General features: G+C 51.8%; 37 protein-coding genes, 2 pseudogenes, 1 riboswitch and 1 other annotated feature. Of the genes and pseudogenes, 5 read left to right on the top strand and 34 right to left on the bottom strand.

Going from position 1 to position 25,548, the window contains the following annotated elements; translation table 11 throughout:
• Positions 1 to 95: 95 nt before the first annotated feature.
• From JC200_RS20885 to JC200_RS20870, 4 genes are all read right to left on the bottom strand, one after another.
• Positions 96 to 518, bottom strand: coding sequence for a GNAT family N-acetyltransferase (locus JC200_RS20885; RefSeq protein ID WP_338000185.1), 423 nt, complete (start codon positions 516 to 518; stop codon positions 96 to 98).
• A gap of 51 nt (positions 519 to 569) precedes the next feature.
• Complete coding sequence (locus JC200_RS20880) at positions 570 to 1,427, bottom strand: DMT family transporter (RefSeq protein ID WP_274433636.1); 858 nt, start codon at positions 1,425 to 1,427, stop codon at positions 570 to 572.
• Between the two features lie 105 nt (positions 1,428 to 1,532).
• Positions 1,533 to 1,715, bottom strand: a riboswitch (FMN riboswitch).
• A 75-nt stretch (positions 1,716 to 1,790) separates the two neighbouring features.
• Positions 1,791 to 2,405 carry a class I SAM-dependent methyltransferase gene (locus tag JC200_RS20875; protein WP_274433635.1) on the bottom strand — a complete coding sequence of 205 codons (615 nt, stop codon included), beginning with the start codon at positions 2,403 to 2,405 and terminating at the stop codon, positions 1,791 to 1,793.
• Between the two features lie 120 nt (positions 2,406 to 2,525).
• Complete coding sequence (locus tag JC200_RS20870) at positions 2,526 to 2,894, bottom strand: VOC family protein (RefSeq protein WP_274433634.1); 369 nt, start codon at positions 2,892 to 2,894, stop codon at positions 2,526 to 2,528.
• Positions 2,895 to 3,203: 309 nt separating this feature from the next.
• Here JC200_RS20870 and JC200_RS20865 point away from each other — a divergent pair, with 309 nt between their 5' ends.
• Complete coding sequence (locus JC200_RS20865) at positions 3,204 to 3,746, top strand: GNAT family N-acetyltransferase (RefSeq protein ID WP_274433633.1); 543 nt, start codon at positions 3,204 to 3,206, stop codon at positions 3,744 to 3,746.
• Positions 3,747 to 3,768: 22 nt separating this feature from the next.
• Here JC200_RS20865 and JC200_RS20860 read toward each other — a convergent pair whose 3' ends face one another.
• The 9 genes from JC200_RS20860 to JC200_RS20820 form a co-directional block, all read right to left on the bottom strand.
• Entirely contained in the window at positions 3,769 to 4,239 is a 471-nt protein-coding gene (locus JC200_RS20860; protein ID WP_274433632.1) for a DinB family protein, read from the bottom strand.
• A 5-nt stretch (positions 4,240 to 4,244) separates the two neighbouring features.
• Positions 4,245 to 4,763 (bottom strand): GNAT family N-acetyltransferase, encoded by a 519-nt coding sequence (locus tag JC200_RS20855; protein ID WP_274433631.1) that lies wholly within the window; start codon positions 4,761 to 4,763, stop codon positions 4,245 to 4,247.
• 111 nt (positions 4,764 to 4,874) lie between these two features.
• Positions 4,875 to 5,420: a DUF1572 family protein gene (locus JC200_RS20850; RefSeq protein ID WP_274433630.1), complete on the bottom strand. Its 546-nt coding sequence runs from the start codon at positions 5,418 to 5,420 to the stop codon at positions 4,875 to 4,877.
• Between the two features lie 20 nt (positions 5,421 to 5,440).
• A complete protein-coding gene (locus tag JC200_RS20845; RefSeq protein WP_274433629.1) occupies positions 5,441 to 5,584 on the bottom strand; it encodes a hypothetical protein in 144 nt (47 codons plus the stop codon).
• A gap of 473 nt (positions 5,585 to 6,057) precedes the next feature.
• A complete protein-coding gene (locus JC200_RS20840; RefSeq protein WP_274433628.1) occupies positions 6,058 to 6,390 on the bottom strand; it encodes a DUF3147 family protein in 333 nt (110 codons plus the stop codon).
• Positions 6,387 to 6,812, bottom strand: coding sequence for a MarR family winged helix-turn-helix transcriptional regulator (locus JC200_RS20835; RefSeq protein WP_274433627.1), 426 nt, complete (start codon positions 6,810 to 6,812; stop codon positions 6,387 to 6,389). Before JC200_RS20835 ends, JC200_RS20840 begins: the two co-directional genes overlap by 4 nt.
• Before the next feature lie 82 nt (positions 6,813 to 6,894).
• Positions 6,895 to 7,449 (bottom strand): MFS transporter, encoded by a 555-nt coding sequence (locus JC200_RS20830; RefSeq protein ID WP_274433626.1) that lies wholly within the window; start codon positions 7,447 to 7,449, stop codon positions 6,895 to 6,897.
• Positions 7,450 to 7,567: 118 nt separating this feature from the next.
• Positions 7,568 to 8,119 carry a GNAT family N-acetyltransferase gene (locus JC200_RS20825; protein ID WP_274433625.1) on the bottom strand — a complete coding sequence of 184 codons (552 nt, stop codon included), beginning with the start codon at positions 8,117 to 8,119 and terminating at the stop codon, positions 7,568 to 7,570.
• Positions 8,106 to 8,297: a hypothetical protein gene (locus JC200_RS20820; protein WP_274433624.1), complete on the bottom strand. Its 192-nt coding sequence runs from the start codon at positions 8,295 to 8,297 to the stop codon at positions 8,106 to 8,108. The genes JC200_RS20825 and JC200_RS20820 overlap by 14 nt, the downstream gene beginning before the upstream one ends.
• Positions 8,298 to 8,621: 324 nt before the next feature.
• Between JC200_RS20820 and JC200_RS20815 the strand changes: the two genes are divergently transcribed.
• Together JC200_RS20815 and JC200_RS20810 are read left to right on the top strand one after the other, a co-directional pair.
• Positions 8,622 to 8,873: a hypothetical protein gene (locus JC200_RS20815; protein WP_274433623.1), complete on the top strand. Its 252-nt coding sequence runs from the start codon at positions 8,622 to 8,624 to the stop codon at positions 8,871 to 8,873.
• Positions 8,864 to 9,247 (top strand): type II toxin-antitoxin system VapC family toxin, encoded by a 384-nt coding sequence (locus tag JC200_RS20810; protein ID WP_274433622.1) that lies wholly within the window; start codon positions 8,864 to 8,866, stop codon positions 9,245 to 9,247. The genes JC200_RS20815 and JC200_RS20810 overlap by 10 nt, the downstream gene beginning before the upstream one ends.
• Before the next feature lie 377 nt (positions 9,248 to 9,624).
• Here JC200_RS20810 and JC200_RS20805 read toward each other — a convergent pair whose 3' ends face one another.
• The 11 genes and pseudogenes from JC200_RS20805 to JC200_RS20755 all read right to left on the bottom strand — a co-directional run bounded on the left by JC200_RS20805 (position 9,625) and on the right by JC200_RS20755 (position 16,002).
• Complete coding sequence (locus tag JC200_RS20805; RefSeq protein ID WP_274436618.1) at positions 9,625 to 10,053, bottom strand: VOC family protein; 429 nt, start codon at positions 10,051 to 10,053, stop codon at positions 9,625 to 9,627.
• 18 nt (positions 10,054 to 10,071) lie between these two features.
• A pseudogene (locus JC200_RS20800) lies at positions 10,072 to 10,581 on the bottom strand (GNAT family N-acetyltransferase); the annotation flags it as partial.
• Positions 10,578 to 11,282 (bottom strand): Type 1 glutamine amidotransferase-like domain-containing protein, encoded by a 705-nt coding sequence (locus tag JC200_RS20795; protein WP_274433621.1) that lies wholly within the window; start codon positions 11,280 to 11,282, stop codon positions 10,578 to 10,580. The gene JC200_RS20795 and the pseudogene JC200_RS20800, both read right to left, overlap by 4 nt.
• Positions 11,283 to 11,317: 35 nt before the next feature.
• Positions 11,318 to 11,855: pseudogene (locus JC200_RS20790) on the bottom strand (GNAT family N-acetyltransferase).
• A 1-nt stretch (position 11,856) separates the two neighbouring features.
• Complete coding sequence (locus tag JC200_RS20785; protein ID WP_274433620.1) at positions 11,857 to 12,435, bottom strand: 2-phosphosulfolactate phosphatase; 579 nt, start codon at positions 12,433 to 12,435, stop codon at positions 11,857 to 11,859.
• A gap of 68 nt (positions 12,436 to 12,503) precedes the next feature.
• On the bottom strand, positions 12,504 to 12,950 hold the full coding sequence (locus JC200_RS20780; RefSeq protein ID WP_274433619.1) for a DinB family protein: 447 nt from the start codon (positions 12,948 to 12,950) through the stop codon (positions 12,504 to 12,506).
• Positions 12,944 to 13,549, bottom strand: coding sequence for a nucleotidyltransferase family protein (locus JC200_RS20775; protein WP_274433618.1), 606 nt, complete (start codon positions 13,547 to 13,549; stop codon positions 12,944 to 12,946). The genes JC200_RS20780 and JC200_RS20775 overlap by 7 nt, the downstream gene beginning before the upstream one ends.
• Entirely contained in the window at positions 13,546 to 13,926 is a 381-nt protein-coding gene (locus JC200_RS20770) for a VOC family protein (protein ID WP_274436617.1), read from the bottom strand. Before JC200_RS20770 ends, JC200_RS20775 begins: the two co-directional genes overlap by 4 nt.
• 528 nt (positions 13,927 to 14,454) lie before the next feature.
• Positions 14,455 to 14,847, bottom strand: a complete 393-nt coding sequence (locus tag JC200_RS20765; protein ID WP_274433617.1) for a hypothetical protein — start codon at positions 14,845 to 14,847, stop codon at positions 14,455 to 14,457.
• A gap of 95 nt (positions 14,848 to 14,942) precedes the next feature.
• Positions 14,943 to 15,347, bottom strand: coding sequence for a hypothetical protein (locus JC200_RS20760; RefSeq protein WP_274433616.1), 405 nt, complete (start codon positions 15,345 to 15,347; stop codon positions 14,943 to 14,945).
• Between the two features lie 151 nt (positions 15,348 to 15,498).
• Positions 15,499 to 16,002 carry a TetR/AcrR family transcriptional regulator gene (locus JC200_RS20755; protein ID WP_274433615.1) on the bottom strand — a complete coding sequence of 168 codons (504 nt, stop codon included), beginning with the start codon at positions 16,000 to 16,002 and terminating at the stop codon, positions 15,499 to 15,501.
• A 132-nt stretch (positions 16,003 to 16,134) separates the two neighbouring features.
• Here JC200_RS20755 and JC200_RS20750 point away from each other — a divergent pair, with 132 nt between their 5' ends.
• Positions 16,135 to 16,476, top strand: a complete 342-nt coding sequence (locus JC200_RS20750; protein WP_274433614.1) for a VOC family protein — start codon at positions 16,135 to 16,137, stop codon at positions 16,474 to 16,476.
• Positions 16,477 to 16,698: 222 nt separating this feature from the next.
• On the opposite strand, the gene JC200_RS20745 is transcribed toward JC200_RS20750, so the two are convergent.
• The 3 genes from JC200_RS20745 to JC200_RS20735 all read right to left on the bottom strand — a co-directional run bounded on the left by JC200_RS20745 (position 16,699) and on the right by JC200_RS20735 (position 18,854).
• Entirely contained in the window at positions 16,699 to 17,166 is a 468-nt protein-coding gene (locus JC200_RS20745) for a hypothetical protein (protein WP_274433613.1), read from the bottom strand.
• Positions 17,167 to 17,285: 119 nt separating this feature from the next.
• A complete protein-coding gene (locus JC200_RS20740) occupies positions 17,286 to 18,224 on the bottom strand; it encodes a sigma-70 family RNA polymerase sigma factor (RefSeq protein WP_274433612.1) in 939 nt (312 codons plus the stop codon).
• 105 nt (positions 18,225 to 18,329) lie between these two features.
• Positions 18,330 to 18,854: a YfiT family bacillithiol transferase gene (locus JC200_RS20735; RefSeq protein WP_274433611.1), complete on the bottom strand. Its 525-nt coding sequence runs from the start codon at positions 18,852 to 18,854 to the stop codon at positions 18,330 to 18,332.
• A gap of 186 nt (positions 18,855 to 19,040) precedes the next feature.
• Between JC200_RS20735 and JC200_RS20730 the strand changes: the two genes are divergently transcribed.
• The gene (locus tag JC200_RS20730) at positions 19,041 to 19,475 is read left to right on the top strand and encodes a GNAT family N-acetyltransferase (protein WP_274433610.1); all 435 of its coding nucleotides are present in this window, start codon (positions 19,041 to 19,043) and stop codon (positions 19,473 to 19,475) included.
• 15 nt (positions 19,476 to 19,490) lie between these two features.
• On the opposite strand, the gene JC200_RS20725 is transcribed toward JC200_RS20730, so the two are convergent.
• The 7 genes from JC200_RS20725 to JC200_RS20695 all read right to left on the bottom strand — a co-directional run bounded on the left by JC200_RS20725 (position 19,491) and on the right by JC200_RS20695 (position 25,531).
• Positions 19,491 to 19,991, bottom strand: a complete 501-nt coding sequence (locus JC200_RS20725) for a GrpB family protein (protein ID WP_274436616.1) — start codon at positions 19,989 to 19,991, stop codon at positions 19,491 to 19,493.
• 94 nt (positions 19,992 to 20,085) lie between these two features.
• Entirely contained in the window at positions 20,086 to 20,874 is a 789-nt protein-coding gene (locus tag JC200_RS20720; protein WP_274433609.1) for a class I SAM-dependent methyltransferase, read from the bottom strand.
• Between the two features lie 2 nt (positions 20,875 to 20,876).
• Positions 20,877 to 21,506 (bottom strand): HAD family hydrolase, encoded by a 630-nt coding sequence (locus JC200_RS20715; protein WP_274433608.1) that lies wholly within the window; start codon positions 21,504 to 21,506, stop codon positions 20,877 to 20,879.
• On the bottom strand, positions 21,503 to 22,216 hold the full coding sequence (locus JC200_RS20710) for a methyltransferase domain-containing protein (protein ID WP_274433607.1): 714 nt from the start codon (positions 22,214 to 22,216) through the stop codon (positions 21,503 to 21,505). The genes JC200_RS20715 and JC200_RS20710 overlap by 4 nt, the downstream gene beginning before the upstream one ends.
• 45 nt (positions 22,217 to 22,261) lie before the next feature.
• The gene (locus tag JC200_RS20705) at positions 22,262 to 23,479 is read right to left on the bottom strand and encodes an MFS transporter (protein WP_274433606.1); all 1,218 of its coding nucleotides are present in this window, start codon (positions 23,477 to 23,479) and stop codon (positions 22,262 to 22,264) included.
• Positions 23,479 to 24,501 (bottom strand): tryptophan--tRNA ligase, encoded by a 1,023-nt coding sequence (gene trpS / locus JC200_RS20700; protein WP_274433605.1) that lies wholly within the window; start codon positions 24,499 to 24,501, stop codon positions 23,479 to 23,481. Before trpS ends, JC200_RS20705 begins: the two co-directional genes overlap by 1 nt.
• A gap of 155 nt (positions 24,502 to 24,656) precedes the next feature.
• Positions 24,657 to 24,922: a binding site (T-box leader), on the bottom strand.
• A 42-nt stretch (positions 24,923 to 24,964) separates the two neighbouring features.
• Positions 24,965 to 25,531, bottom strand: a complete 567-nt coding sequence (locus tag JC200_RS20695) for a GNAT family N-acetyltransferase (protein WP_274436615.1) — start codon at positions 25,529 to 25,531, stop codon at positions 24,965 to 24,967.
• Positions 25,532 to 25,548 lie beyond the last annotated feature (17 nt).

The following is a 25,548-nucleotide window of genomic DNA, read 5'->3' as shown; positions in this document are numbered from 1 at the left end:
TAGATATTGTGACGTTCCCAAACGCCGCTGATCTTCAAGTGGTATTCGGCATATCCTTCATAACGGAATCCAACCTTCTCCAGCACTCGAATCGATCACTTGTTGCGGGGCATCACGGCAGCTTGAACCCGGTGCAGATTTGCTTCATCAAAAGCGAACCGCACTGCCAATCGCACAGCTTCCGTCATATATCCACGACCATTGTATGGCTGGTCCAGAAAGTAGCCGATCCTGCAGCTTTCCCAGGCCCCTCGAACCACATTACTCAGGTTCACTCGGCCAATAAGATCGTCCGTATCGACGAGAAAGATCCCGAATGCGTATCCTGACCCTGATCCCCAGTTGGCAATCGCCTTCTCGATCACATCTGTTTGCCTTGCCAGGGTGAAATGGTCGTCGGATTGTATCGGTTCCCATGGCTGCAAGAATGCCCGGTTGCGAACCCGGAGATCAAGCAAATCTCGAGCGTCATCCAGGTTCAACAGACGCAGGTAGATTCCCTTTGACTGTAGTCTCAAGTTTCACCCCACCTATCCAGCCCTGCTCCTTTATTAAATCTTCTTCTGTCATTATCCAAAAGTGCCAAGTAAAATCACCCCGGACGTTATCAGCCCCGCTGCGGCAATCCTTCGTGTCCCTTGTGCTTCTCTCAGCACCACAACCCCCAGTATTGTACCGAACACAGTCCCGATTTCCCGCATTGGAGCCATTTGTGCTACTGGAGCCATATGAAGCGCCAACAAAAAGAGGAGGTATCCACCCGGCGAAATGATGCCGCCAAGGAGTATCGTCCTCCAATTGGCTCGCCATTCTGCCTTGATGGCTCCCGACCGAATGGCCAACCATGACAGGACGATCAAGTTTCCGAGGTTGCTAGCGTCGTTTAGTGTTACGGCCGGAAAGTAATGCAGCGTGATCTTGTCGAACGTAGTATAAGCCGTAATCGACAATCCGACCGCCAAGGCAAGCCAGGTTCCTCTTGCGGACATCTGTGTTTGTCTGGCACCACGGCCAAATCTCCAGTCCCCAAGAATCCAGATACCGACTACCACACAAGCTACGCCTAACCAACCTAATGCCGACAGTTTCTCGCCAAGGACAGATACTCCGAGGATCGGCACCAATAGTGGACTTACACCACGCATCAACGGATACACCTGTGAGAGATCACCGGCGCTATACGTTTTGGACAGCAGGATCACGTAGAAACCGTGTAAAGCGGCGGTGACCACGAGAAACAGGCATCCTCGGAACGGTATGTTGTGATTCCAAACGGCCGTCAGCGCCCAAGGCAGATACAAAAACACAGCCGCCCACTGGATCGACCAAAGGAACACGACTTTGTTCAAACTCTGCTTCGCAAATAGATTCCACACGGCGTGCAACAAACCAGATGAGACAACGAGGAAAATCGCAACAGTAAACAAAACGAGCCTCCTATCTGGAGACTCTTCAGGGATCCAATTGCAACGCCGAAGAAGCGTTTCATCTATCACCGAACGATTCGGGCGAAGAACCGCTCACTCCGTTTGCAAAACCTTCTTCTATCCGGACTATACCGTCGGCAGGGGATTCTCACCCGCTGCTGCCTTTGGTTATCCTCGCAAAAGCGACGATAACCTATGGGCTCGTGGGCTCATCAGACGCTGCTGCATCACCACCGATCGGGAATTGGCCATTGATCACAGCGGCCTCACCCTGCCCTGAAGGTCTATTCGGTTGCTCTCAGATTATCACATATATCACCCAGGGGCGCTGGGGACGATGATTGCGAACATCCGGGTCCCGTATCAAACCATAGGTTTTCGGGCAATCATCACATCCATGGCATGTTGGTGCGGTACGCCACTCGAATCGCAATCAAAGATCACCTCGGAAAATGAAAGGATCTCCCAATCCCAGTAGAACCGAAGTAAATCGCCAGACCGATTAAAATGTTCGTCTTCTCCCCAGTCCGGAGGCGTTTCAATGAAGGGCTTTTCCACAAAAGCATTGAATGCGTTGAGCCCCCCCGGATTCGTCCACTGTCTGTAGTTCTCAAACGCCTCTTCCCGCAGATGCGGTGGAATATAGGTGAGACTGCCGCTGGAGTACACCACGTCAAACATTTCGGAGAGGCGGTATCGGCCCAAATCCGCCTGGACGGTATGTATGGATACCCCTTCTCTCGCCGCCCATTGCTCCGCCTTGTTTAATCCGGGCAGGGCAATGTCCACCGCTGTCGGCACCATGCCGTGTTTCGCAAAGTGGAGGACGTCTTTCCCCTCTCCGCACCCGAGATCAATCACTTTCATCCCCGTCGTACCACGAGGGCTCATGGCCTCAACTACACTCCTGCATAGTGAATTTGGATCCGTCCCCCAGTAATAGCCGTCACCCACATACACCTCATCATACGATTTCAAGCCATCCTCTCCTCGTCCATAGATTGATTGATCAATCTGTATTTGTCCAAGTCTCATCAGCGCTACGGCTTGCGTACAAGTGGCGATTCTTCTCGTCATGGAAGTTGATGGGCAAGCCTATCATTCCCTCCACTCAAGGAGCTCGAGCCGATTGCCGAATGGATCATCCACGTAGAATCGATCCGAACCGGGCAGCAGTTCGTCATCCTGAACGTGGATGCCATGGCTGACGATCCGTTCCTTCAACGCCGCCAAATTCTGCACATGAATCGCCGGATGCGCCTTTTTCGCCGGGACGAAGTTTTTGTCGATCCCGATATGAACCTGATTACTTCCGCAGCGAAACCAGACGCCACCGTTTCGCTTCAACGCTTCCGGCTTTTCAATCTCCTCCATACTGAGAATGTCGCCGAAGAAGCGGCGTGCCTCATCCTCGCAACCGGCGGGGCCAGCGAGTTGAACGTGATCGATACCGTAGAATGAGTGCATGACAGGATCCCCTCTCCCTAGATTGACGAGCTAAGTGTAATTCATCGGTGGCGAGGTCTCACAGCGGGTATCCAATCATCCAATCTCGGTATCAGAAAGTGCGTCGTGCTCGTGAATCGTATCTGAAAATCACTTCATTGAGTTTGATATACTAAATGTTAAGATACATGTCAAAGAAACACACGGCTTCGAAAGATTCCATGGCAGCGAGTCCATTCCGCACGGCACCAGCAAAGCTTATACCGTCTAGTACGGTAGCGGAACTTTGCAATAGGAGTTCTATGCCGATTTGATTGGGAGGAAAATACCGTGACCGATGATTTCAAAATCTCCACGCCTTCCCCATTTGGATGCATCCAAACCAATCGCCTTGTCCTTCGCATCCCACGACTTGATGATTCTGCGGATGTTTTCGCCATTCACGGCAATCCAGAGACGAATCGGCATAACCCCGCCGGTCCGATGAAAGATTTAGTCGAGGCAAAGGAACGTATCACAGGGTGGATTCGGGATTGGGCTGACGATGGAATCGGATATTGGCGTGTCACGGAACTCGACGGGGCACAAGTCATTGGCGTTAGCGGCGTAAGGGTTATGGAATGGTCGGGACGGCAAGTATTGAACCTGTACTACCGGTACGGTCCGGCAGCCTGGGGCAAGGGGTATGCGACAGAAGTTGCCTCTGAGGCTATAGAAGTCGCACAGGAATACTTTCCAGAGTTACCTGTAATCGCACGAACCCGGCCAACCAACCTTTCGTCTATGAAGGTAGCCGAAAGGGTCGGACTGGTTAGGAGGCTTGATTTGGACACGAACGAGCATGTGGTATTCGCATCATGGTGGAGGACATGATTGGCCGCCACAATGGCCGCACCTAATCCCATATCTGCGGGCGTTCCACCCCCGCCATTCGCATGTATTGCAGCAGTTGCCCTGTATGGACAGACTCATGATATGCAATTCTGGCCAGCATGTCGCCGACACTCCGAATGTACCCAACATTCGATCGGTCAATCATACGAGTGGCCAACTCATCGTCGGATAAACCACCTACGTAGTCTAGGAATCGCTCAAAGTAACGTTGGGATAGCGATAATTCTTCCTCCACGCCTCTGACTGGGTGTCCTTCGTGTGGCTCACGATAGTCTGGAACAGAGCCGCCGCACTTCAGAGCCTCGTGGTAGTAAACTTGCGACGTCCACACATGACGAATTACTTCCCCCATCGACATGGCTGCGTCATCTGGTTTCCATGATAACCATGAGTCAGGTATTGAACGCCAAACGAGACCGCTTCTTCTCCGTACCTCGGTCAAGTTCAGGGCAGCAAGTTCTGTTGCCCGCATCGGAATCACTCCCCTTTGTTCGAGCCCAAGATCAATTCCATCTTAATACAAGATCGTCCTTTGTTATCAATGAACGACCCCGCACAGTGAAATCCGAGCGACTCAAACATCCGTCTGCTTCGTTTGTTGTAGCTATAGATCTTGCTCACGACAATCCGTTCCCGCCCCCGTGCATTTGCTCGCTCCATCAGCAGCTTAATTACTCGTCGCCCAATTCCGTGACCACGATACTGAGCCTCACCGATAACAATCGGGATCATGTCCGGACATAACGTGACATCTCCAATGGGGTGCCATACCCCATTCTCCCACACTTCGATGATATAAAGCTCCCCGTGCTCGGACAAAAAGTGGTACATTCGCTCAATAGTTCCCCGATCGTACGGTTCTGTACCTTCGCCCTCGGAGTAACGCAGGACTTCCGGTTCCTGATACCAAGTGGTGGAAGCATCAACGTCACATTCGCCTCGGAAGGGCCGCAATCGAACTTCTTTGTCTTGCAGAATCTTCATATCCTCTCGCACAAGTCTCCCTCCCTACGCAGCGCTTTCATAAGCCAACGTTCGGAGTTATCCACAACCTCCTGTTGATAACTGTGCGTACCACTCATTCAAATCCCGGTCATGCACCGTCCCTTATGACCCCTTCTCGCCAAAGTGATTCTCCATGTTCTTCAGATACTCCTTTGACTCGCCACGGGGAATGGTCAGCGTCTCCCAATTCGCTCCCCGAATTTGCTTGGCCAGGTAGACGATCTGGCCCGTATGGTATGAGAGGTGGTACACCTGTCGCTCAATCGCCTTGACAACGGAGTGCGGCTCCGAACGGATGGTCACGGTCTTTAGCAGGTCCTCTGGGCCAAGTGAGCCAATCGCCTCAAAAAGTTTCTTCCATCCCGCTTCCCAAGCGGCCGTCATCTCTACACGGGATCCGTACCCTCCCTCGAACTCTTCGTCCCGATTGCGGGTCGCCTTTTCCCCGTCCGTTGTGAGAAAGTCGGTCCATCTCGACATCATGTTGCCGGCCATGTGTTTCACGATACGTGCAATGCTGTTCGACTCCTCATCGGGAGCCCAGTGCAACTCTTCAAGATTCAGTTGCTCCATCGCCCGCTCAGCCGTTCTCTTCGTATTCCGGAAATTCTCCAGCGCACAGTCCAGATACACAAGTCCGAGATCCATTTCTCCTGCCTCCCTCTAACTCACTCGTTCGTTATGGACTCCTGCCACTTGGACCACGAAAGGACACCGAGTTTTGGCTGCGGTTCGTCACCGAGTACAGAGATCAGTTCCAGTGCATGTCCGTCCGGGTCCGAGAAGTAGACCGAGTGGTGTGATGAACTCAAGTAAATTCCCATCCGGATCGTTGAAATAGATGGAAGAACCCTCGATCATCCTTCACGCCTCCATTTTCAGCATCCTGATTTACAAAATCGATATATCAGCGTTCTTCGGTCCTTTTCAGCGCCTCAAGATAGCGATCCGCTGACCGCATCACCGCACCCTTTGCGTCAGATGCAATCAATACGCCGGTCAGCATGGCTTGAATCACGCTGCACGCCTGCATCATGCGTTTGCGGTTCCATCGATCGGCAAGCGCACCGAGGAACGGACCGACAGCAACCTGTGGGAGAAAGCGGGAATTGGTATTTGATGTTGGTCACCCCGGCAACCGTCGAAAACAGGCGGTTCAATATCTGCAAGTTGATTGTCTCATCAATCAACTCCGTGCGGCATTGGCTGTGAATCCCGGACGGCATCGGCTGTCAGAAGGAGTTTCGCCTCCGACTAGAGTCGGATATCTCTATCTCCTCCGTCCTTAGAACCCCATTCTCTGTAGCATAAATGAGCTCGCTCCCCAAGTTATGACCGCCAACCCAAGGGCTCCTGTGAAAGGCCACCCTCGCCGGAGAAACATGACCACGACCAGTAACAGGATTGCAGTTGGTACAAGCCCCTTTACCACGCCAACGAGAAATCCGGACACTTCCGCAGAGGGCTGATGCCCTGCCACCAACCAAGCAGCAGACAAGATGCTAACGATGGGCAGTGCTGCAATCCATCCACCGATTCCAGGATGTTGCTTCGATATGGCAGTCACCACCGTCACAATCAGGGCCGATACCAGGACCTTGACGATTGTCGCAATCACTCTCCGTCACCCCCGACGGCCTTTAGAAGCAGCAACAGCCCTTGTTCAATCCGATCACGATCCTCGGCCGACACCTGCGCCAACTGGGCACTGAGGTGTTCCACATCGAGCCCTGTGTTCTGGAGTACCGCCCGAAGTCCAGCGTCGGTCAGGTACACCTCTACCACTCGCTCATCGTCGCTACGCCGACGTTTTTCGGCGAGTCCCTTCTGCCGAAGGCGGCGAACGATCTCCGAAGCCGTATTTTGAGCGCATGCCAGGTGGTCAGCTATTTGTTGAATCGTTGCTTGTCCGTTCATCTGAACAAATTGTAACGCCCGTACAGCCTGATGGGACAACTCAATATCAAAAGTCGGATGACAGTGAAAATAGACTTTCGAAAATGCAACGGATATCTGCTCGGCGAGTTCTTCAGTACGCACAGGGAACACCTCCACAGCCATATGCAACAACGATTATATCGCCATAAACGATATTTATGCAAGCGTAGCGGCTCAGACATCATCAAAACGAGCAAGCGGCGCATACGGGCCAAAACACAGACCGGCGCTCAACATCAGCAGCACCGAAAGCCAGAAGCCATGAGCGAAGCGGCCCTGCCAGATAGGCGCCCTGCCACAGGGTCTCGTCCCAGGCATTGGCTTTTGACAGCAGCTCTGCCGGCACAAGATCCGGTACGGTCGCCATGGCCCCGACCAACGTCAACGGGCTAAGCGTGCCAGCGCAGACCAGGAGCACACACAGCAGCCAAAACGGGAGCACGTGCATCCAGTACAACAGCGGGATCGCAACGAACAGCAGTCCCTGCCCCACGTTATCGAGCACCATGAGCCGCAATGCCGGGGATCGGTCGACCAACACGCCGGCGAACATCCCGGCTACGACACTCGGGAGACCGTAACAGAGTCCGGCCAGCCCCATCTGCGCAGACCATCCGCTCAAGGTCATCACAAGCCACAAGACAGCGAGCCAGCCGATCTGGTCACCCAGCGTAGAGAGGCCTGTACCAGCGGTCATGAGAAGGAAGTCCCGTTGCCGAAGAATTCGGCCATATTTCATTGTTATCACCTCAGAGGCCCCGCATCGGGAGCCGTTCGTTGTCCGATTACGGGGCGATGCCCCTGAGGTGGCTTAGATTGGACGATGGATCACGCTCGTAACCTCCTGTTCTTGCCTACTAGTTACATGATAGGCCAGAATGTGAACTGTTGTTGGAACGGTGGGCTTCTGGGAGCATCGAATACACGCATACCGCCTGTCCCTTGAAAGTGGCTTCTCGTTCGAGCTTCATCCCGACCCGCTCCGCCACGGCGATGGATGCTGCATTCGCCGGCTGGATCAATGAGATGATGCGATGAAGGCTGATGTCATTAAACGCATGATCCCGCAACGCCACCGCCGCCTCCGTAGCCAAGCCATGCCCCCAAGAGTCACGAGCGAGCCAGTACCCCAGCTCGATCTCGCTCTTGCCATCTACCTCTTGCCGCACCAAGCCGGCATGCCCGACCAACCTGCGATTCTGCGTGTGCCACATCGCCAGGAGTCCGTATCCGGACGCATACCCGTCCATGATACGTCGCAGCCTGTCTTCGGCTTCTGCTCGGGTTCTCGTTACACCCTCGCCGATGTATCTCACAACTTCAGGGTCTTCCCATAGGCTGGCGAAGAAGTCGAGGTCGTCCATTGTGTAGGGACGAAGAAGCAGCCGACCCGTCTCAAGTTCCATCATACAGCATACCACCTTCCAAGGACTTCGCCAGTTCCATCTCATCGTGGATCTTGATGCCGTAATCGCCGATGAGCGGGATCGACGGTTTGATACGTCTCGCCTCATCGATTGCTCCAAGCCACCGATGCTCGTCTTCTCCTGTTGGTGGGAAGATTTCAGTGTCTATATCGCCATCCATACCTGCATGTTCACCTCCCGGAAACTTTTTTCATGTCATTTAGAGTGTCCTTTCTATACTTTGCACCTCAAAAGTGAACCCGTTACGCCATCCCGACGAGTGTTATGAACGACGTGGATGTGCCCTGGTTTCGATCGACGGGCGACAACAGTGTTAACAGCCCAGGCGGCTGGGAAGCAGGACTGCGAACGTTCACGGATCGCATCATAGAAGAGTGGCTATGTCTTAGACGAAAAGACCTCAAATAGGCGTTTGATCTATTACGGAGAAAACGAAAACATGCGGTACAATAGAGACAAACATTGGTGGAGGGAGCTATCTGCAATGGGAATGCCGAATAAACTAGACCCGGAACTTGTTCAACGTTTGAAGGAATTTCTGAAAAGAAACAACATCTCTACTCGTAAAATTGTAGTGGATATTGAAGCTGAAAGTTTCGAAGTTGAAGAACCCGAAGAAATGGCCGGAATTCCAGACAACCAACACATTCTTGATGCTATGGGGATCTTATCTGAGCAAGATGCTGCCAGAATCATAGATGAGGTGCGAAGGGAGCGGAACGACGAGTGGAACTAGAAATCTCTTCCGGTTTTCTCTTCGATACCAATATTTTGATTGCCGCTTTAGCTGGTGAACAACAGGTGAAGAAATTCTTGATTGAAAGCAAACAGCCGGTGTATTTCTCGACCATCACAGAATGTGAAGTCTTTTCAAAGTTAGAACCAGTTAAAGTGCAGATAGCTGAATCTATGTTTTCTCCAGCAAAATGCATCGCTGTGGATTCCGAAATTGCACGTATGGCGGCAGGGTTTCGCCGGCAGCGAAGACTGAAAACACCTGATGCCCTGATTTTGGCAACAGCCAAAGCGAGACATCTTACACTCGTGTCTCGGGGCGCCCACATGAAAAGTGCAGACGAATTTGGTGTGCATCTCATATCCACTCTCTAAGGACATACCTAGTGATCGGCCAACCTGTCGAAGCGCACTGTCTCTCGCCGTTCCCGGTTCAATCGCCGGAAGCGGTGTGCCCGACAGCTTCCGGTATCCGATCGCTGAAACAGCGAAGTCCCCCTGTGGCTGGCCGACCCATTCGATGAACGGGATCCGAAGGCTAAAGTATGGTCGAATCGCTTCGAGTCACCCGAACTTCCTTTTCCATCTGCTGTCCCACTGCCGGTCGCCTGGGAACCCGGACGACGATGCTATCGTTGACCAGATACGCAACGCTATCCCAGCCTTCACCGAGTAATGAGATATAGTTCATCTCGAGGTCAGGGAAGAGCGAAGAGACTGAGCTGCCCGCCCAACCGACTGTGCTCCTTCGCTCACTTCCATACCTTCATTCGCTCCGTCAGGGTGCCCGTGTGAAACTCAAGCTGTGTACCGTCGGGATCAAGAAAGTTGACGATCCAGCCGCCGCCACGTTCAACGGGACCTCGCACAATCGGGGTATTGGCTTCCAGAAGCAGTTCCACCATCGAGTGAAACTCGGCTGGAGTGACATACAGCGCCACATGGTCCACGCCGAGCTGGAACTGCTGCGACATCAACTCTGGCCGCTCTTGCAGGCAGATCCATGCCGTTCCCCACTCGAGGTAGGCGTCCTGTCGCCCTTGATGAACCAGCTTCATGCCAAGTGTCCCGGTGTAGAACCGAAGAGATGGCTCCAAGTTGGATACGTTGATGGTCACATGGCTGAAGCCTTTCGTTTCGTAGAACGGAGCCTGCCCCTCGCCTCTTAGCGGCAAGACCATATGAACCTCATCCCAGGATCCCTCCGCTGCCTTGAGCGCATTCGGTTCAACACCATAGGTCTGAAATCCCACGGACCGATACAGGCGTGTCGCTGCATCGTTGTCCTGGATGACACACAGCCTTAATTGATCCAGTCCGTCAAGCTGCCTTGCCCTGCGAATGACTTCGGTTAGCAAGTGCCGACCGACACCCTGCCGCCGAGCATCCGGCGCTACATACATGGCGACAACGTTGGCAATATGGTGCATCTTGGGTGAGCGCTCCCGCACAAGTGTTGCGGTCCCGACAAGTTCATCAGACCTATCTTCTCTGAATGCGCCGAGTGTGAAGTGTTCAGTATCCGGTTCAAGCTGTAAGGCCACTTGCTCGGTGGATCTTGATAGGTAATCCTCGTATGTGGTTGCGAACGCCTCGGGATTCGTTCTGAGGGCTTGAATCCGAAGATCCCGATATGCGGATGCATCCATTGCCGTCAAGATACGGATGTCTATTATACCGTACCTCCCTCCGTGGTGGCTCTCTTTCATCGCATCTCTCTGAGGTACTCTGGTACAACCTCCTCTTCTAGCACACCGTTCTCCCCCATTGACAATCGATATCCTCGAGCGTCCGGTCGAGAGCTGACGGTCACCTTCAATTCATTACCAACGAAGTGGAACGCCACACCATCATCCGCAGCCAGTCCAGGTCCAATCCTCCCATCTTGAAGCAAACGATGGAACGTCGGACGCCGTTCGGATTCCCCGTCGTAATGTGGACAGTTGGAACCTGGTAAGAAGCCTAAGCATGATAACCGGTCCAGCTTCGTGCCGAACGAATCTGTGATGCCTTCCTCAAACCAGCAAATCGATCCCGCACTCACGCCTGCTAAGACGGTTCCTGACTCCCAAGCGGATCGCAAAATACCGTCCAACCCCCAGTCCTGCCATAGAGCAAGGAGATTCTTCGTATTGCCGCCACCCACGTAGATAACGTCTTTCTCCAAGACGAACGATTCCAAATCGTTGGTCGGCGGACGAAACAAGGACAAATGCGATGGTACACAGTTGAGTTTTTGGAATGAGGCATAAAAGCGTTCGACGTATCCGTCAGCGTCACCGCTGGCCGTTGGAACAAAGCAAACCTTTGGACAGGCTTTATGCGACTGGCGAAGAACGTATTGGTCAAGTAACGGATTATCCGGTTCCATTGAGAATCCGCCGCCACCCATGGCAATGATTTGTCGCACTTTATCATCCTCCCCGAGTTCACCTACGCCTTTATTCATGCTCTTTTTTCCCACAGTTCTCGTAGCACTCCCATACGAATGGAGTCGTAATAAACACCATCGTATAGCCTTGCCTTGCGAATCCGAGCTTCTATTTGCATACCCAGTTTCTCGGCGCAGCGGATCATCCGATGATTTCCGGACCACGTTGCCAACCCAATCCGCACGAGTGGCATTGATGTGAAGAGATGATCAATCCAGAACTTTAGAGCTTCCGTGCCATATCCGCCGTTCCAATACGCCGGTTTGTAGATAACAATTCCGACTTCCGTCCATAGCGACGGTTGGTGTTCCCAGTAGTAGGAGACGGTTCCGATGATATCCCAGACGGCTGGGAACACCACCATCGGCCGTCAGGCGTTCGGTCATCTGCTGCCTGTACTGCTCCAAGTCGATCCGCTCGAGTGGATAATACGGCGCATCCCACTTCTTCCACTCGGGCGACTCATCGCCATAAATCATCTGCCACAACGCCGCCAAGTCGGCTTCGGCAATGTTTCTTAGAATCACATGAGTTCCATGTAGCTCCGTCATTTCATGCCCCCGTGAGTTTCTCGACTGTGTATGCACCATCGACCAACATTGGAACACCAGCACCCTCGTTCAGGCGGCTTGCAATCTCAACGTCATTCTTGAAGCCTCGTGCGACCAGTTCCCGGCCAGATATGCAGTCCATGAGGGTAGCGTTTAAGTCAGCTTCAACGGCTCGGAACGCAGCCACGGCCATCTTCGCCTCTGGCGACAAGTGGCCCTGTTCCCGTATGGTGTCCGCAGCCGCCTTGGCATTGCGGAGACTTCCAGCAATCACCTGTTTTCCGAATGAAGCTGCGACAAACGAAAGCATCGAACCATTTGGGGACGGCATGACAAGTCGTTGGCCAGATTCAACATGTGCCAATGATGCAGGTGAAAGGGACAGACCTCTCTCCTCACGCCTGCCAAGAAGTATGGCAGCCTTGCTCTCCGCAAAAGAGGCTGCTGAGTCATCTGCCCATCGATATGGGTACACGGTCGCTCCTCTCTCCACCGCAACGCTGACAGCAGTCGTGAAAGAGAGGACATCCACGATGACTACAATGTCCAACTTGGGAGCTAGGCATTGAAGCCCCTCCACCCTCCAGCCCCCATTCAAAGCGGATTTGGTATAATGGTTCAAACACTTCATTCATCGTGGTCGTGATCTCACACCAGCTTTCTACCAATCAAATTCGCCGATACGGGCTCCATGCCGACTTCCCTTGCCCACACCGATAGTTGACCCATGTGGTGAATTTCATGAGTGATAACGTGACGAAGAACTTCGCCGTATGTGAAATCATCCAGTTTGCGATCTTCGATGTCGTCTGACCAGCTCTCAACGAATTCTTTTATCTTTGGATGGCAGGTGACTGACAGTTCCCGTACTGCATTTAGTGAGTGGTAGTCCTCGTAGCAGTAGTGGAATTCGGGCTTCCCTTGCAATCCTTGAAGGATCCACGCCTGCTCCACATCCACAATGTGAAACAGGGTTCGCAGGATACTGCCTACTCCACCCTTGCGTTGGCGTGTGAGCTCGCCCGGAGGAACACCGTCACACCAATCAAACCATTCGTCTCGAACCTGCCAGTTATAGCGAAATAGTGTCAGCAACTCGGACCCTCCCACTGCTCATCATGGATGACTCTTACCTTCGGCCATGTCTGCACGATATGTTTGTCGGCGAGGCGCTTCTCGAAGATCTGTTGGGTCACCCGGCGGGTATTCCTACGACATACGAGCTCAAACAGATCGCTCAATCCGCACGGTGCAACAATCAACAAATCGTCATTGTCGAGAAGACGGACTGCGACGCTTGTCGCTGTTTCCGGCCAAGTACCCACCCCGTCTGCGCTTGACATTAGGGGCTCAACAGGAAACCCAAACTTTCGTTCGTACCAGAGGTGAACCGCTGCCTGGTTCTTTGCCTGCCAAGGAATATCTGGCATGAGATGGTAGAGATCTCGTTCAATCTCCAAGTCTCTCTCCGATCGTAGGTCAGTGGGATCAAAAAACGCCAAATCGACATCATTGAGCGGTGTCGGCTTGGAATAATCGTGTAACCAATCCCATACCAGCGTACGAATGACGCCGCCACCGACCAACCAATCTGGCGGGTTGCATGTTCGTAACACACGCAGAGCTTGCATAAACCAGCCAGTCGACTGCAACAACCTCCACAAATGGTGCTCGTACTCACCATGCACATTCATGGCGCAACTATCTCGACCTTCATCCGATCTCGATCCTCAAAGAACACGGCATAATGGTCTGGACCACCTGCATGTGGATGTCGGTCCTCGTACAAAATCGGAATCCCTTTGGCCCGAAGCAAAATTGTTAGCTCGTCCACTTGAGTACGGGAATCCGCATGAAAGGCAAGATGATTCAACCCTGTCCGCTTTCTGTGAAATTCCACGTCCGAGTAATGAGATTCGGTCTGCACGAATACCAGATATGTCTCGCCCTTTCGCCAACTCCGTCCTTCCGGCCAGTTTTGAAAGGGTTCATAGCCGAGGTACTCCAACAGCCAACCCCAAAACTCCAATGACCGTTGAAGGTTCGATACGTTGATTTCGACGTGGTGCAATGTGCCAACATTGGCAGAAGAGGTAGTGTCACCGCAAGGAAGAGGCTGGCATTCCGATTCGGACCCACTTGAGTTGTCTGGGCGGTACTTCTCCATGTATTGCCGTAAAAGTTTCCAGCGTCCACCGTCTAACCGATAAACCTCCGTTACCAATGCCTTCATGATCAATTCACCGTTCAACGTGAAGTCTAAGGTTGATGATATGACAAACTCCGAATTGTCCCTCATACCCCAACTCAGATCGGTGTACCCCCAATGAGGAGTCTTGCCAGCATAGTATTCCTTTGCGTCCACTTTCCCCTGTCGATATTGAACTGCATCATAGGTCTCGAATTCGCTGGGCTTACCAAGAGAAAAGACGGCAAAGAAATCATCAGTAACTAAGGCGTTCGTTTCAGCTACACGCCCCTGGTTCATGAGACCACGGAAATCCGTAACAGCTTGCTTTGCCTCGAGTATCGTCATAAGTGTTCCACCTCTGATATGCTATAGGCTCTGACGGCCACCCATTCTCTTGGACATCGAGCGTCACCGAATCGTTTCTACGACCTCTCTAACGATCTTCCAACTATCATTTACACGCCGCCATACTTCCATGACGTAGGCACGTGCCACTCCCGAGTCATAATGCATAGATTTCTCATAAAGCACGACTGCTTCATTGTCGCCAGACATTTGCACGTGTCGATTCGTACACTCCTGACGAACACCCGGCATTGCCTGTCCCGTTTTGAGAATACCGGCGATCGCTTCTTCAGCTCCATATGGTTCAGCCTTGTCTGCGCCAGGGGTGCCAAAATATCCATGATACGTTTCGTAGAAAGACAGCCTGACCTTTGAAATGTCTCCCGACGTGTACGCCTTGCCGAGCATATCAAGCATTTGATCGTGTACTGAAATAAATTGCTCCAGAACATTCATCCCTTCGTTCCTCCTTGGTAACGTTCTTCATTTCTCACTCTGCGGCACGCAATCCATTTCGGAAGTTGAAGGCTCATGGAAGACTTACACGCCCCCTATACAACCTCTACCATTTCCCTTTCGATTTGCCAGCCATGTGCGAACAACCGCCAATCTTCGACGGTAAACATGTGAGCCAATGCTGCGCCGTCTCGTTCAATGATGAGTTCGTAAAAGACCACGACGCTCTGTGCGTTCCGAACTCTGACGATTCTTCCATCAAATCGTTTTACTGCACCTCGGAGCGCCGCTACGGATTGACGCATGCCGTCTACAGCCGTCACTCTGCCCTCAATGTTCGGTTTTGTGCCTGGTTTCCCAAGGAAGGTAACAAAGTATGCCTCCGAATAGAAATGCTCGATTTGTTCCGTATCACCTGTCTCCATTGCCCGGCCCCAGTCAGATATGTAAGCATCATGTAAATGGCAAAACTCTTCCACGGTTCCCCTCTCTGCAACCAAGTCCCCAACCTCCAACGCACACGATTTGTTGTAAAAATCCTATCACATACCCTCAAAAATTTAATCCATTTCTCCACAATGTAAAAAGCCTAACATCCACCGAGGGAAGTAAGGCTAATCTGCAAGCTCAATATCAGCACACTCATCTTCCTTAAAAATCGTCATTCGTTCCGACACCGGGCTTTGTTTCCTGCTTCGTAAATATCCATTCTAACGCTTCCCGTGCTGTGGCCGTCTCTAATCCGTCTGCGACTGAACAGAGTGCAGCCCTCCAGCATGCCAACACGATGGCCCCAAGCCCGGAACGCTGCTCATCGCAAATATCTGTAAATAAACCTGCAACTAAATCAAGCGCCCCTACTTGCGGAGTTTCCGAAAAGATTCTACACGCATTTAGTTTCACGGCAGCATCAAATCCCACAAGCGTTGCCTTTGAAATGGCTTGATGTATGTCGTCCTCCCGCAGGGCCTCAAACGCTCCTTCCATTCGATCCACAACACGACGCTCTAATTCCTCACGGACAAAGTTGTACAGTCCTGTCTTTGATCCAAAGTGGTGGTAAAGCACCCCTGTCGTCAGGCCGATGTGTTTGGTCAATTCCACCACATTCACGCCATCGAATCCATGAGTGGAGAATTCATCTAAAGCCGCCAAGACCAGGCGACCCTTTGCGCTGCCGGGTGTAGGTATCCAGTCCATGCCCTCATTCTATCCCATTGACATTGTTTCGTAAAGGACTTATGCTTTCCGTAAATCATTTACGTACACACCAAGGAGGGTTCTTCGTTGAAACTAAGATTCTTGTTTTACCCAGTACCGAACGCAGTCGAAGCCGCAAGGTTTGATCGGGATCACTTTGGATGGGAGGAGGTTTGGCGAGAACGTGATTTGACAATTTGTCTTCGTATTCCAGGCAGTGAAATTGGACTTCTCTTAGATCAAGATGATGCAAACTCGAAGTCAGGAGGATTTTTCGAAGTTCCCAGTGTGGATGAATTCTATAGTGAACACCAGGAAAGTATCAGTTTTGTTCAGGCACCGGCGGACATTCCACCTGGGCGCTATGCAGTCTTCGTGGATCCTGCCGGAAACCCAGTGCGAATTTTTGACAATAGCAAAGATAACTGAATGTCAGAACCGGAATGTCTACAGGACAGAAAGAGGGAGAAGGCTGTCCGCTTGATACAAGCCTTCTCTCGCTGTTTCGTATAAATGACTCTTCGCAACGAATCTTCTCATTGAGCAAAGCTGCCATTCTCGCCACGTAATGAGAGGGAGGCACACGTACTACAAAATTTCCCCTGGTGAGATTTGTTTTAAGGACTGTCTTGGCGGCCAGAACTCTACGGTTTAATCGTGCTTTACAACTTTCAACATCTGCTGTATGGCTCCAAGATGATAGGTTGAATGAGCCAACGAGGCCAAGACTTCATTGGAAAGTTGCTCATTCCACTGAATACCGTCGAACGCCTCCATGAGTGTTGAATATTCGCTTCGCAGCTCTTCCCGAATTTTGTTCCAGCGCTGCTCAGTAACAGAGGTCGTGGCCCAACTCTTCACCCAGTTCATTTCTGGATATTGGCCGCTCTTTAATAGCTCATTGGTTCCCGAGATGTGATAGCGAACGTGATTGGCGTGCGCAGCCAATGTGGTTCCATAAACGAATGTTGAAGCTTCGTTGGCAGACAGCTCGTCCAACACCCCGAAAAACCCTGAATTCGGTTCATTATTTGTGAACCAAGTCTGCTTCGGATTAGCTGGGCCTTCGAATGCCTCCCTCAGCATGTTCCGTAACGAGGTTTTCAGTGGATTGTTCATATCCATTCCTCCTCGGCAGAACGCAAATACTATAACCACATCCCTGTTTGATCGTGCGTAGGCGAACTCACACCGGCTCTACCATAATTCTTCCGAAAATATCCTGAACACTACCGGAATCATTCTTCACCTCGGTCACCCCAGAAATAACCATGCGTATCGGCTTCTACATATAGCAGGTGAGCCACCCAGATCAACAGTTCCGGACAGAAGTAGTATTCGTTCGTATAGGTGATCAGACCGTCAGTTTCATCAAGCCGGATCAACGTTTCTAGGACATCTTGACCATCCCGTACTGAGTAGACGGCGACGAAGGATGTACCGTCCAGTTCGAGGTAAACAGCACGGCTAGGAACAGGATCCCGTACCCAATCGGCCAAAGAGTTACTTCGAATGGTGTCTCTTCCGTATTCTTGCGACACTCCAACGATATCTGCGACTGCATTTTCGTTTAGTAACGCAGCAATGGCATCAGGATCTCGCTCATTGAACGCTCTCAAGTATGCATCGATAAGGGGGGACGGAACTTTCATTTTGACCGCAGTCTTTGGTTCCTCGAGGGAACTGCTGCGGAGCGTTGAACGAGCCCGAGACAGTGCAGCTTTGATTGCCCCCTCCGTCGTCGAGAGCATGTCTGCCGTTTCCCGAAGTCTGAACTCGAACACATCCGCCAACAACACCGCAATTCGCTGCTTGGGAGGTAGATATCGAATCAATACCTCTATAGAATCCAATACATCAAGCTGGTCTACTTCGGTCGAAGGAAGCAAAGATTCCTCGAGAGCTGCGCTAGTCTGCTGGAATCGCTTGGCACGGCGACACCAGTCTATCCAGAGATTGCTTGCAATCCGGAAGAGGTAGGACTTGAGGTTTACGACTTGATAGAGGTGCGACATGTGAGAAAACGCTTTGATGATAGTGTCTTGTGACAAATCTTCAGCGTCCCACGGGGAACGGGTTAAATACAGACAATACTTCCATAAGTCCGGGCGAAACTGGACAATGAGTTCCTCAAATTCATTTCGTAAATTCCGTGCCCCTTTTTGAAGTGATTGCACAAACATCCACCCTTTCGCATTCGTCTTCTACATGACGAACCAACTGGGTCAAAAGATACGATCAAAATTCAAATCAGGTCGAAGTCATATTAGAAACTGTCAGATTCACCACCCCATCCGCTCGCACAAGCTCGTTATCTGTAAAATGTGATGTCGGTTGTGCCAAACAAACCGATGTAATGCTCCGTCGAGCGTAATCTGCCCCAGGAACGAATGATTCAAAGTACGGCGAAATTCTTGTGGTTCCAATGAGGACAGTAACACCACAAAGCGCTTTTGCAGTACGTTCAGTAGCACCAAGGACTCCCCCACCGACAACAGCCGATAGTCGGGGAGTTCAGCCCATAGATCCTCTCGATAAGGCGGCGAACTCGGGGCATCTTCGGTCAGACCCCTCTTGAACCGAATGTACGCATTCATGTTGTTATCCGCCAGATGATGAACTACTTGTTGCACGGTCCAACCTCCGGGACGATACGGCGTATCAAGTTGTTCACTTGTCAATGGCTCAACAATCTGTCGAAGCAGGCTAGGTTGCGTCTCAACCTCTCGGATCAACACTTGTCTGTCTTCGATTGTCAATTCGGAGCTTGGCTCGTATGTCCCAATAGGATATCTCAAGTCGTTCATCTGTAACATCTCCTTGAGACGCTCGTTCACGGATCGGTGGTCATTTTGAAGTTGTCATGTTCGCAGACTCTTTCCATACCTCTCCATACATTTCCTGCCGTTAGACCTGTTCATCCAAGGCTCGATCAGCAACGCCTAGAGGAAACACGAACCCAGAGGAGAAATCAAAGTTTGAGGAGTGGTCGAATGGAGATTCGAAAGATGGAATCGCAAGATATTGGGCAGGTTACGCTACTGTGCGAGCAGTTTGGTTATCCCGCTCGTCCCGAGGAAGTCGGGGAACGGTTCCAGTGTTTGAACCGGTTTCCAGAGCACCAGCTCTTCGTCGCTATAGGCACTTCTGCCGTTATGGGATGGATCCATGTTCAGGGCATCCATTCGCTCAGTTCTCCGCCCTACGCCGAGATTCGAGGTATCGTAGTTGACCATCAACATCGGCAACATGGCGTAGGCCGCTTGTTGATGCTGAAGGCTGAACAGTGGTCACTGGAAAATGGGTATCGAGTCGTGCGACTCAGATCCGGGTCTGAGCGCCCCGAATCACATCACTTCTATCCGAAACTAGGATACGAGAGAACCAAGACACAGTATCACTATCAGAAAGTCCTTGCTGAATTGTAGGGCGGACGAACTGAATCATTTGCGTTGCCACCCCGCCCGTTTGAGTATCTCGTTCACGAAATCGCTTTTGCCGGTCGTGTACGAAACTCGATCATTCGGGAATTGATGGGCCAACTCAAGTTTCAGCTCACCATACCGTTTGGTTTCCTCCGGATGGTTTCGCAAATAGTCCCGGAACAGAATATCCCGCTCATACTCTGCATTATCAACCGTACAAACGTACAAATGATGCTGAGGTAATCCAATAGGGGGAATAAAGGCTTCCCGCCCTTCAACCCCCAGATCGCCTTCGTGGATATACCCGATCCCCGCCAGTCTGCGAATTGCAATATACACATCATCTCGATTCGCTACCGCAACATCCACGTCTACAATTGGCTTGGCCGCAAGCCCCGGAACCGACGTGCTACCTACGTGCTCTATCTCACTTGCGATGTCAGACAAGACCGGGCTGATTTGGTTCAAAACCAATTCAAAAATCCGGCTCCAATCGGGATCGTATGGCACCACTGTCACACTCGGCAACGCAGTCTTCCCCTATTCACCCTGGCTCAACCACACTGTGTAGCTTAGAAAAGTCGGAATGCAAGTCTTCTGCCCCAGGACCGATTCATCCATTTTGAGCGATCAAAAATCGATATCCGCCATCATATTCAGACTGGTTCAGTGTCCCCCCATACTTTCCCTGCCATATTCCTGCCGCCAAGTCGTACCTCAGGCGCCTCACGCAACGTTCTACCAGCTCAACGGGCGCATTGGCCAACGGAGAAACACCCTGCCGAAACAGCGGATCGAGATACAATTGTGGATGCCTCCACCCTGTCATGAAGAACCTGTCTTCCATATCTGGCGGCAACAGAAACGTTTCGATTTGAACCTGACAACCGCTCACTTGTGCTAATGTTTCAACCAGATGTTGCAGTTCTGGATAGACTTCGTAGGATTGCGTGAAGATGGGGTGGAAATAGTCGACCAACCAACATTCGTTTTGGCATAGACGAGGATCTGACACGAAAAGAACGATCGGCCCGCCGGGACGAACCACCCGGATCATTTCCTTGAAGCTTGTTTCGACATCTGAAAAATGATGAATCGTCAGCGTACTGATTACGCCATCAACGGAATTGTCCTGAAGCGGGAGTTTTTCTGCAATGCCCGCCATCCAATGGAGGTTTGTATGAGTCCTTCCCTGGTTCCGCATCATGGCGGACGGTTCAACTGCGATCACGTTGTAACCATGAACCGCTAATTCCACGCTGTAGTTACCTGTTCCTGCGCCGATGTCAGCTACGGTTGCACCGGCAGGCAGATTAAGCAGCGTGATCAGTCGCTGAACAATTCTTGAGTCTGCATGGCGAGTTGCACTATATGACCTGCCGATTGAATCGTATACTTCCATGGCTAATCCTCCATAACAATTGTGAAGACATCCGCTGGTGTTTGGGCGATGAATTCCGGCTGGAATGGGGACATCCTGCTCAACTGCCCTTCTCCCCATAGTGCCGCTATACTCCGCATTCCTGCCGCATTCGATGCCTCAATATCTGTCGGTTGATCCCCGATATAGAAACACTCAGCCGGAGTGAGTCCCATCTTTTGGGCGGCAACAAGCAATGGTAGCGGATCGGGTTTGTGAACCACGGTATCCTCCTGTGTGAGAATCACTTCAAAGTTGTCTATCAATCCTGTGCAACGCAGTTCCTTGAGAGCATTACGCTTCAACTTTGAAGTGACCACTCCCATTCGATAATTTCTGGCTTTCAAGTGCTCAAGCACTTCTGACACGCCGGGGTAGGCCTCTATCTCGTGATTTCGCTGCTCATAGAATGAAAGTGTCTGTTCGACGATGAGACCCTCCTGTCCTGGAAACAACTCGCTTAGGACGGAGAAAGGCTTGCCCATCAACTGTATCCGTTCTTCCTCTGACAGCTTCCGACCGAGAACTGTTTGAATTGCAACACTGTATGCCTTACTTCCAAGGCTTTCACTGTCATGCAATGTGCCATCCAGATCGAATAGGAACGCTTTCACTCGACCGCTCCGCCCTTTCGTTTGCTGATGCGCAACATCTCACTGGCACCACGCTGAAATTGATACGGTACAGCGATAACCTCCGCTCTGTGGCCGAGCAACTCCAGTTCAGCCAATAATTCGGACAAAAATGGATACACTACCCCGCCGTTGCTCACAAGTGGGAAAATGCGAACCTCATTCTCGGTAACCCGCAGCAGTTCTTTCACGGTGGCGAGATGAAGATCAAACCCGATGATTTCAGCATAGCAAAAGAGAAAATGTGCAGAGAGAACGATATCGAACTGATTATCTGCAAACGGGAGATGCGGCAGCGTAGCCGCAATATACCGTTGCCGATTCCCTTGATAATCTTTGATGAAATCTGCCAATGCGTTTTGCCGGGTCTGAATGAGCCCATCCACGTTGCAAAACTCATCCCATACGTAGTCCTCTTTTGCACCGGCCATGCCCTTGCGGAGCCTTTGTAGGTCTGCCGCCCCTTTTGCAAGCAGCACTGGCCCGTCAAGCTCATACAACACATCTGCCGCCATAACTTCAGTTCCCAGCGACGATGCATGGGCTGCGAAGGAGCAGGCTCCACCAGGGCAATCGAGGATCCGTTTACCCGCTATGTCCGCCTCTCTCAAGTCAAACATGCGCACGTATTCGTCGTAAGTTCGACCGATGAAGATGAAATCGTCCAAGCTCAAATGACCTTCTTTGCTCATCTCTCGACTCCTCTCGTTTTTAGCTCGTAATCGGCCGTATATCGTTTAGACGGACGCATTCATCGATTCGTAATGGTCACTGGTGGCAATCGGCCGCCAAATCATGATGATCCCTACGAAGATCAGGTACAGAAACGCCATTGCCCAGAACATTCCGCCGGGTCCGAGCCAAGCCATCGTCAAACCACCAACCATCGGCCCAATCATAAGGCCAAGACCAAGGTGAGTCACCGCTAACTGATTGGCTGTTGGAAGGTTGTTTCCCCCAACGAGATCGCCCAAAAATCCAAGGCTGAGGCTGAACAACGTGTCAAGAAACGCACCGACAACGAAGCACAAGGCGATAAAGGTCACGTTTGACCCAGCCACCCATGGCAGAACCCCGAACAATACAACACCAACAGCCGAGCATCCAATGAGCACCGTTCGCCGCCCCAAGCGGTCACTCAAGTGGCCCAGCGGAAGTTGAAATACGAGGCTCCCGACAACGAATCCCGCCAAAGATGCTGATACGACTGCAAGAGGCAAATGAACCCGCTCGGCAAACAAGGGAAGGTCGCCATTCAACGTTGATTCCATGAATCCGAAAACCAGCGGCAGTGCAAGCGCCGGCAGAGCAACTCGATAAATCCGCCGGATACTCATCAGTTGGGCACCACGAGCCTGATGAAGTTTTCCGATTCGTGGTAAACGCATGACAAGCACCAATGAGATGACAAAAGTACAGGCCGACAGGATGAACGGCAGCCACTCCGCTAGTTTTCCAGTCCCCAGAAACATCGGACCAACCGCAAATCCGATTCCAGTAGCCAAACCATATAGCGCCATCTGTTTCCCTCGATGTTCCGGAGTGGCAAGGCGTCCAATCCAAGACTGCGTGCCAAAGTGGATGGCCCCAAGTGACAAGCCAAACACGACACGAAACAGCAACCACCATTGCACGTTGTCTGCTACCACGAACGTGCAGATCGACAATGTTCCCGCTGCAAGCGCCCATACCAACAGACTGTGCAGTCCAATTCGCCGAGAGAGTCGTCCAACAAAAGCCATGGCGACCAGCAAACCGGCATAGGTATCACTGGTGCTCAGGCTGTTCATCAGCGGAGAGATGTGCCCCGCTTCCACAGATGCCATCCACGGAATCATCAGCCCCTGACTGAACGTCACCGCCATTGCAGCGCAGATCAGGGAGACGAACGTGCGGGCGTGTTCTTGTGGGATAACGCCGTTGCCAAAACACATCTTCTGTTCGCCGCCCCCCATCAACCACGAACCTCATCGTAGTCAAAACGATAATTCAATCCCATTGCCTCACGAACTTCCCGCATCGTTTCCTTTGCGATTTCCCTCGCACGTTTTGTACCGGCAGTCAGGATTTCATCAACCATGCGTGGATTGGTTTCATAGGCCACTCGGCGCTCACGCATGGGTTCCAGTAATTCATTGATTCTACCGACAATCCGCTGCTTACACTCCACGCAACCCATTGCTCCCGACCTGCATCCAGCGGCGATCTCATCCGCTGTGCCCGAAGCGAATGCCTGATGATATGAGAAAACAGGACACACTTCTGGATGGCCGGGATCCGACTTACGAATTCGGGCAGGATCCGTAACTGCGACTTGAATCTTCTCCCGCACTTCTAGGGCCGAGGCATCCAGCGTAATCGCATTGCCCATGCTCTTACTCATTTTGTTCTTGCCATCAAGACCAACAAGCCTCGGCACATCTCCGACGACGGCCTTCGGCTCAATTAGAACTGGCGCATACAGCTCATTGAAGCGGCGAACGATCTTTCGGGTCTGTTCAATGTGAGGCACCTGGTCTTCACCAACTGGGATCAACGTTGCCTTGCAGAATGTGATGTCGGCGGCCTGGCTGACCGGATACCCCAGGAAGCCATAATACAGTTGGTTGTAACCACGTTCGGCTGCCTCTGATTTCACCGTAGGGTTATGGCGCAGCGAATTGACCGTGACAAACATGGAGTAGAAGATCGTGAGTTCGGCGATTTCGGGCACGAGGGATTGCACAAAAATTGTGGCCTTTTCCGGATCGATGCCCGCAGCCAGATAGTCAAGCGCAATTTGGTGTAAATGTCGTCCCATTTCTTTCGGCGCCTCAAAGTGCGTAGTCAGCGCTTGAACATCTGCGAGCAGAATGAACGTATCGTATTTCCGTTGCATCTCAATACGATTTTTGAGACTTCCCACATAATGACCGAGGTGGAGCTTCCCGGTGGTGCGGTCTCCGGTCAGCACCCGTTCCGTGTGATTGCTTTGCATTCAGATCACTCCTGATATGTGAATTGAACTGCCATTTGCACCACCACCAACCATCGCTCACACCACCACCTCCTCGTTTCACGGGCCTAAACAATACCCACTGGGTATCAGGCCCCTTCTCGGTCAAAAAGTGAATACAAAAAGGCCCCACATCCGTAAGGGACGTGAGACCGTGGTGCCACCCTAATTCGCCAGGAATTGCCTGACGCACTTTACAGTACGGAGTCACTGAAACAAGCGTGATCTCGATACCTGCCTCTTGGTAACGGAGAGGCACTCCCGGCAACACCTACTGCCATAAACATGGGTTCGGCGAGCAACTCAGAAGTCCATTCGGTATCCTGCACGTATCGGCTCGCACCAGCCGCCGACTCTCTGAAACGCACGTGGCATGCGTACTCGTCTTCGTCAAAGTCGTTCAAAATGGAATTTGTTTCATGATACACGGGGACCATTCGATTCGTCAATCGGTGCGACCATACGACGACTTATTCCGCCGCACTTTGAGTTCGTCTCGTAGCAAGCCCATGATCACCACATCCGACGGCACTCCATTGACCAGCGTTGCCTTGCGCAATGTCCCCTCAATTTGAAAACCAACCTTTTCATAGCTCCGAATCGCACGAGTGTTTTCAGCCCATGTGTCGAGCTGAATCCGCTCCAGAGCAAATCGTTCGAAGAGAAATATGCACAAGGTTCGGACCGCATCTGTTCCGTAACCCTTACCCCAGATTTCCTTCTTGCCGAGCGTAACTCCGATGACCGCTGACCGGGTTACAAGATCCATCTCACGGTAATCGACTTCCCCAATCAATTCATCACCGTCACCGTACACGGCAAACAATCCGGATCGACTCGGGTCCTCAGCCAGGCAGCGCTCATATCCGTTCATAAAGGCGTCAACCGGCGCCGTGACAGCATACTTTTGTCCATGAGCGTAGTACGACACGTCAGGATCCGTTTGCCAATCGTACCTTTGTCGGTACGCTTCCCTCGTAAAGGGTTTGAGAGTTACTCTCTGTCCTTGTATGATTTAAACCTCCCTAT

The sequence above is a fragment of the Alicyclobacillus sp. ALC3 genome, from assembly GCF_028751195.1.
GTDB lineage: Bacteria > Bacillota > Bacilli > Alicyclobacillales > Alicyclobacillaceae > Alicyclobacillus_L.
The sequence above is the reverse complement of the archived record's forward strand: the minus strand, read 5'-3'. Positions and strand labels throughout refer to the sequence as shown.

What these genes read in the sequence shown, in the direction of transcription:
- JC200_RS20870 (WP_274433634.1), bottom strand. Translation starts at nt 2,894, where the DNA reads ATGCACTCATTCTACGGTATCGATCACGTTCAACTCGCTGGCCCCGCC.
- JC200_RS20860 (WP_274433632.1), bottom strand. Translation starts at nt 4,239, where the DNA reads ATGCGGGCAACAGAACTTGCTGCCCTGAACTTGACCGAGGTACGGAGA.
- JC200_RS20850 (WP_274433630.1), bottom strand. Translation starts at nt 5,420, where the DNA reads ATGGATCTCGGACTTGTGTATCTGGACTGTGCGCTGGAGAATTTCCGG.
- JC200_RS20830 (WP_274433626.1), bottom strand. Translation starts at nt 7,449, where the DNA reads ATGAAATATGGCCGAATTCTTCGGCAACGGGACTTCCTTCTCATGACC.
- JC200_RS20825 (WP_274433625.1), bottom strand. Translation starts at nt 8,119, where the DNA reads ATGATGGAACTTGAGACGGGTCGGCTGCTTCTTCGTCCCTACACAATG.
- JC200_RS20820 (WP_274433624.1), bottom strand. Translation starts at nt 8,297, where the DNA reads ATGGATGGCGATATAGACACTGAAATCTTCCCACCAACAGGAGAAGAC.
- JC200_RS20815 (WP_274433623.1), top strand. Translation starts at nt 8,622, where the DNA reads ATGGGAATGCCGAATAAACTAGACCCGGAACTTGTTCAACGTTTGAAG.
- JC200_RS20805 (WP_274436618.1), bottom strand. Translation starts at nt 10,053, where the DNA reads ATGGTCTTGCCGCTAAGAGGCGAGGGGCAGGCTCCGTTCTACGAAACG.
- JC200_RS20775 (WP_274433618.1), bottom strand. Translation starts at nt 13,549, where the DNA reads ATGAATGTGCATGGTGAGTACGAGCACCATTTGTGGAGGTTGTTGCAG.
- JC200_RS20765 (WP_274433617.1), bottom strand. Translation starts at nt 14,847, where the DNA reads ATGAATGTTCTGGAGCAATTTATTTCAGTACACGATCAAATGCTTGAT.
- JC200_RS20745 (WP_274433613.1), bottom strand. Translation starts at nt 17,166, where the DNA reads ATGAACAATCCACTGAAAACCTCGTTACGGAACATGCTGAGGGAGGCA.
- JC200_RS20735 (WP_274433611.1), bottom strand. Translation starts at nt 18,854, where the DNA reads ATGAACGACTTGAGATATCCTATTGGGACATACGAGCCAAGCTCCGAA.
- JC200_RS20730 (WP_274433610.1), top strand. Translation starts at nt 19,041, where the DNA reads ATGGAGATTCGAAAGATGGAATCGCAAGATATTGGGCAGGTTACGCTA.
- JC200_RS20720 (WP_274433609.1), bottom strand. Translation starts at nt 20,874, where the DNA reads ATGGAAGTATACGATTCAATCGGCAGGTCATATAGTGCAACTCGCCAT.
- JC200_RS20710 (WP_274433607.1), bottom strand. Translation starts at nt 22,216, where the DNA reads ATGAGCAAAGAAGGTCATTTGAGCTTGGACGATTTCATCTTCATCGGT.
- JC200_RS20705 (WP_274433606.1), bottom strand. Translation starts at nt 23,479, where the DNA reads ATGGGGGGCGGCGAACAGAAGATGTGTTTTGGCAACGGCGTTATCCCA.
- trpS (WP_274433605.1), bottom strand. Translation starts at nt 24,501, where the DNA reads ATGCAAAGCAATCACACGGAACGGGTGCTGACCGGAGACCGCACCACC.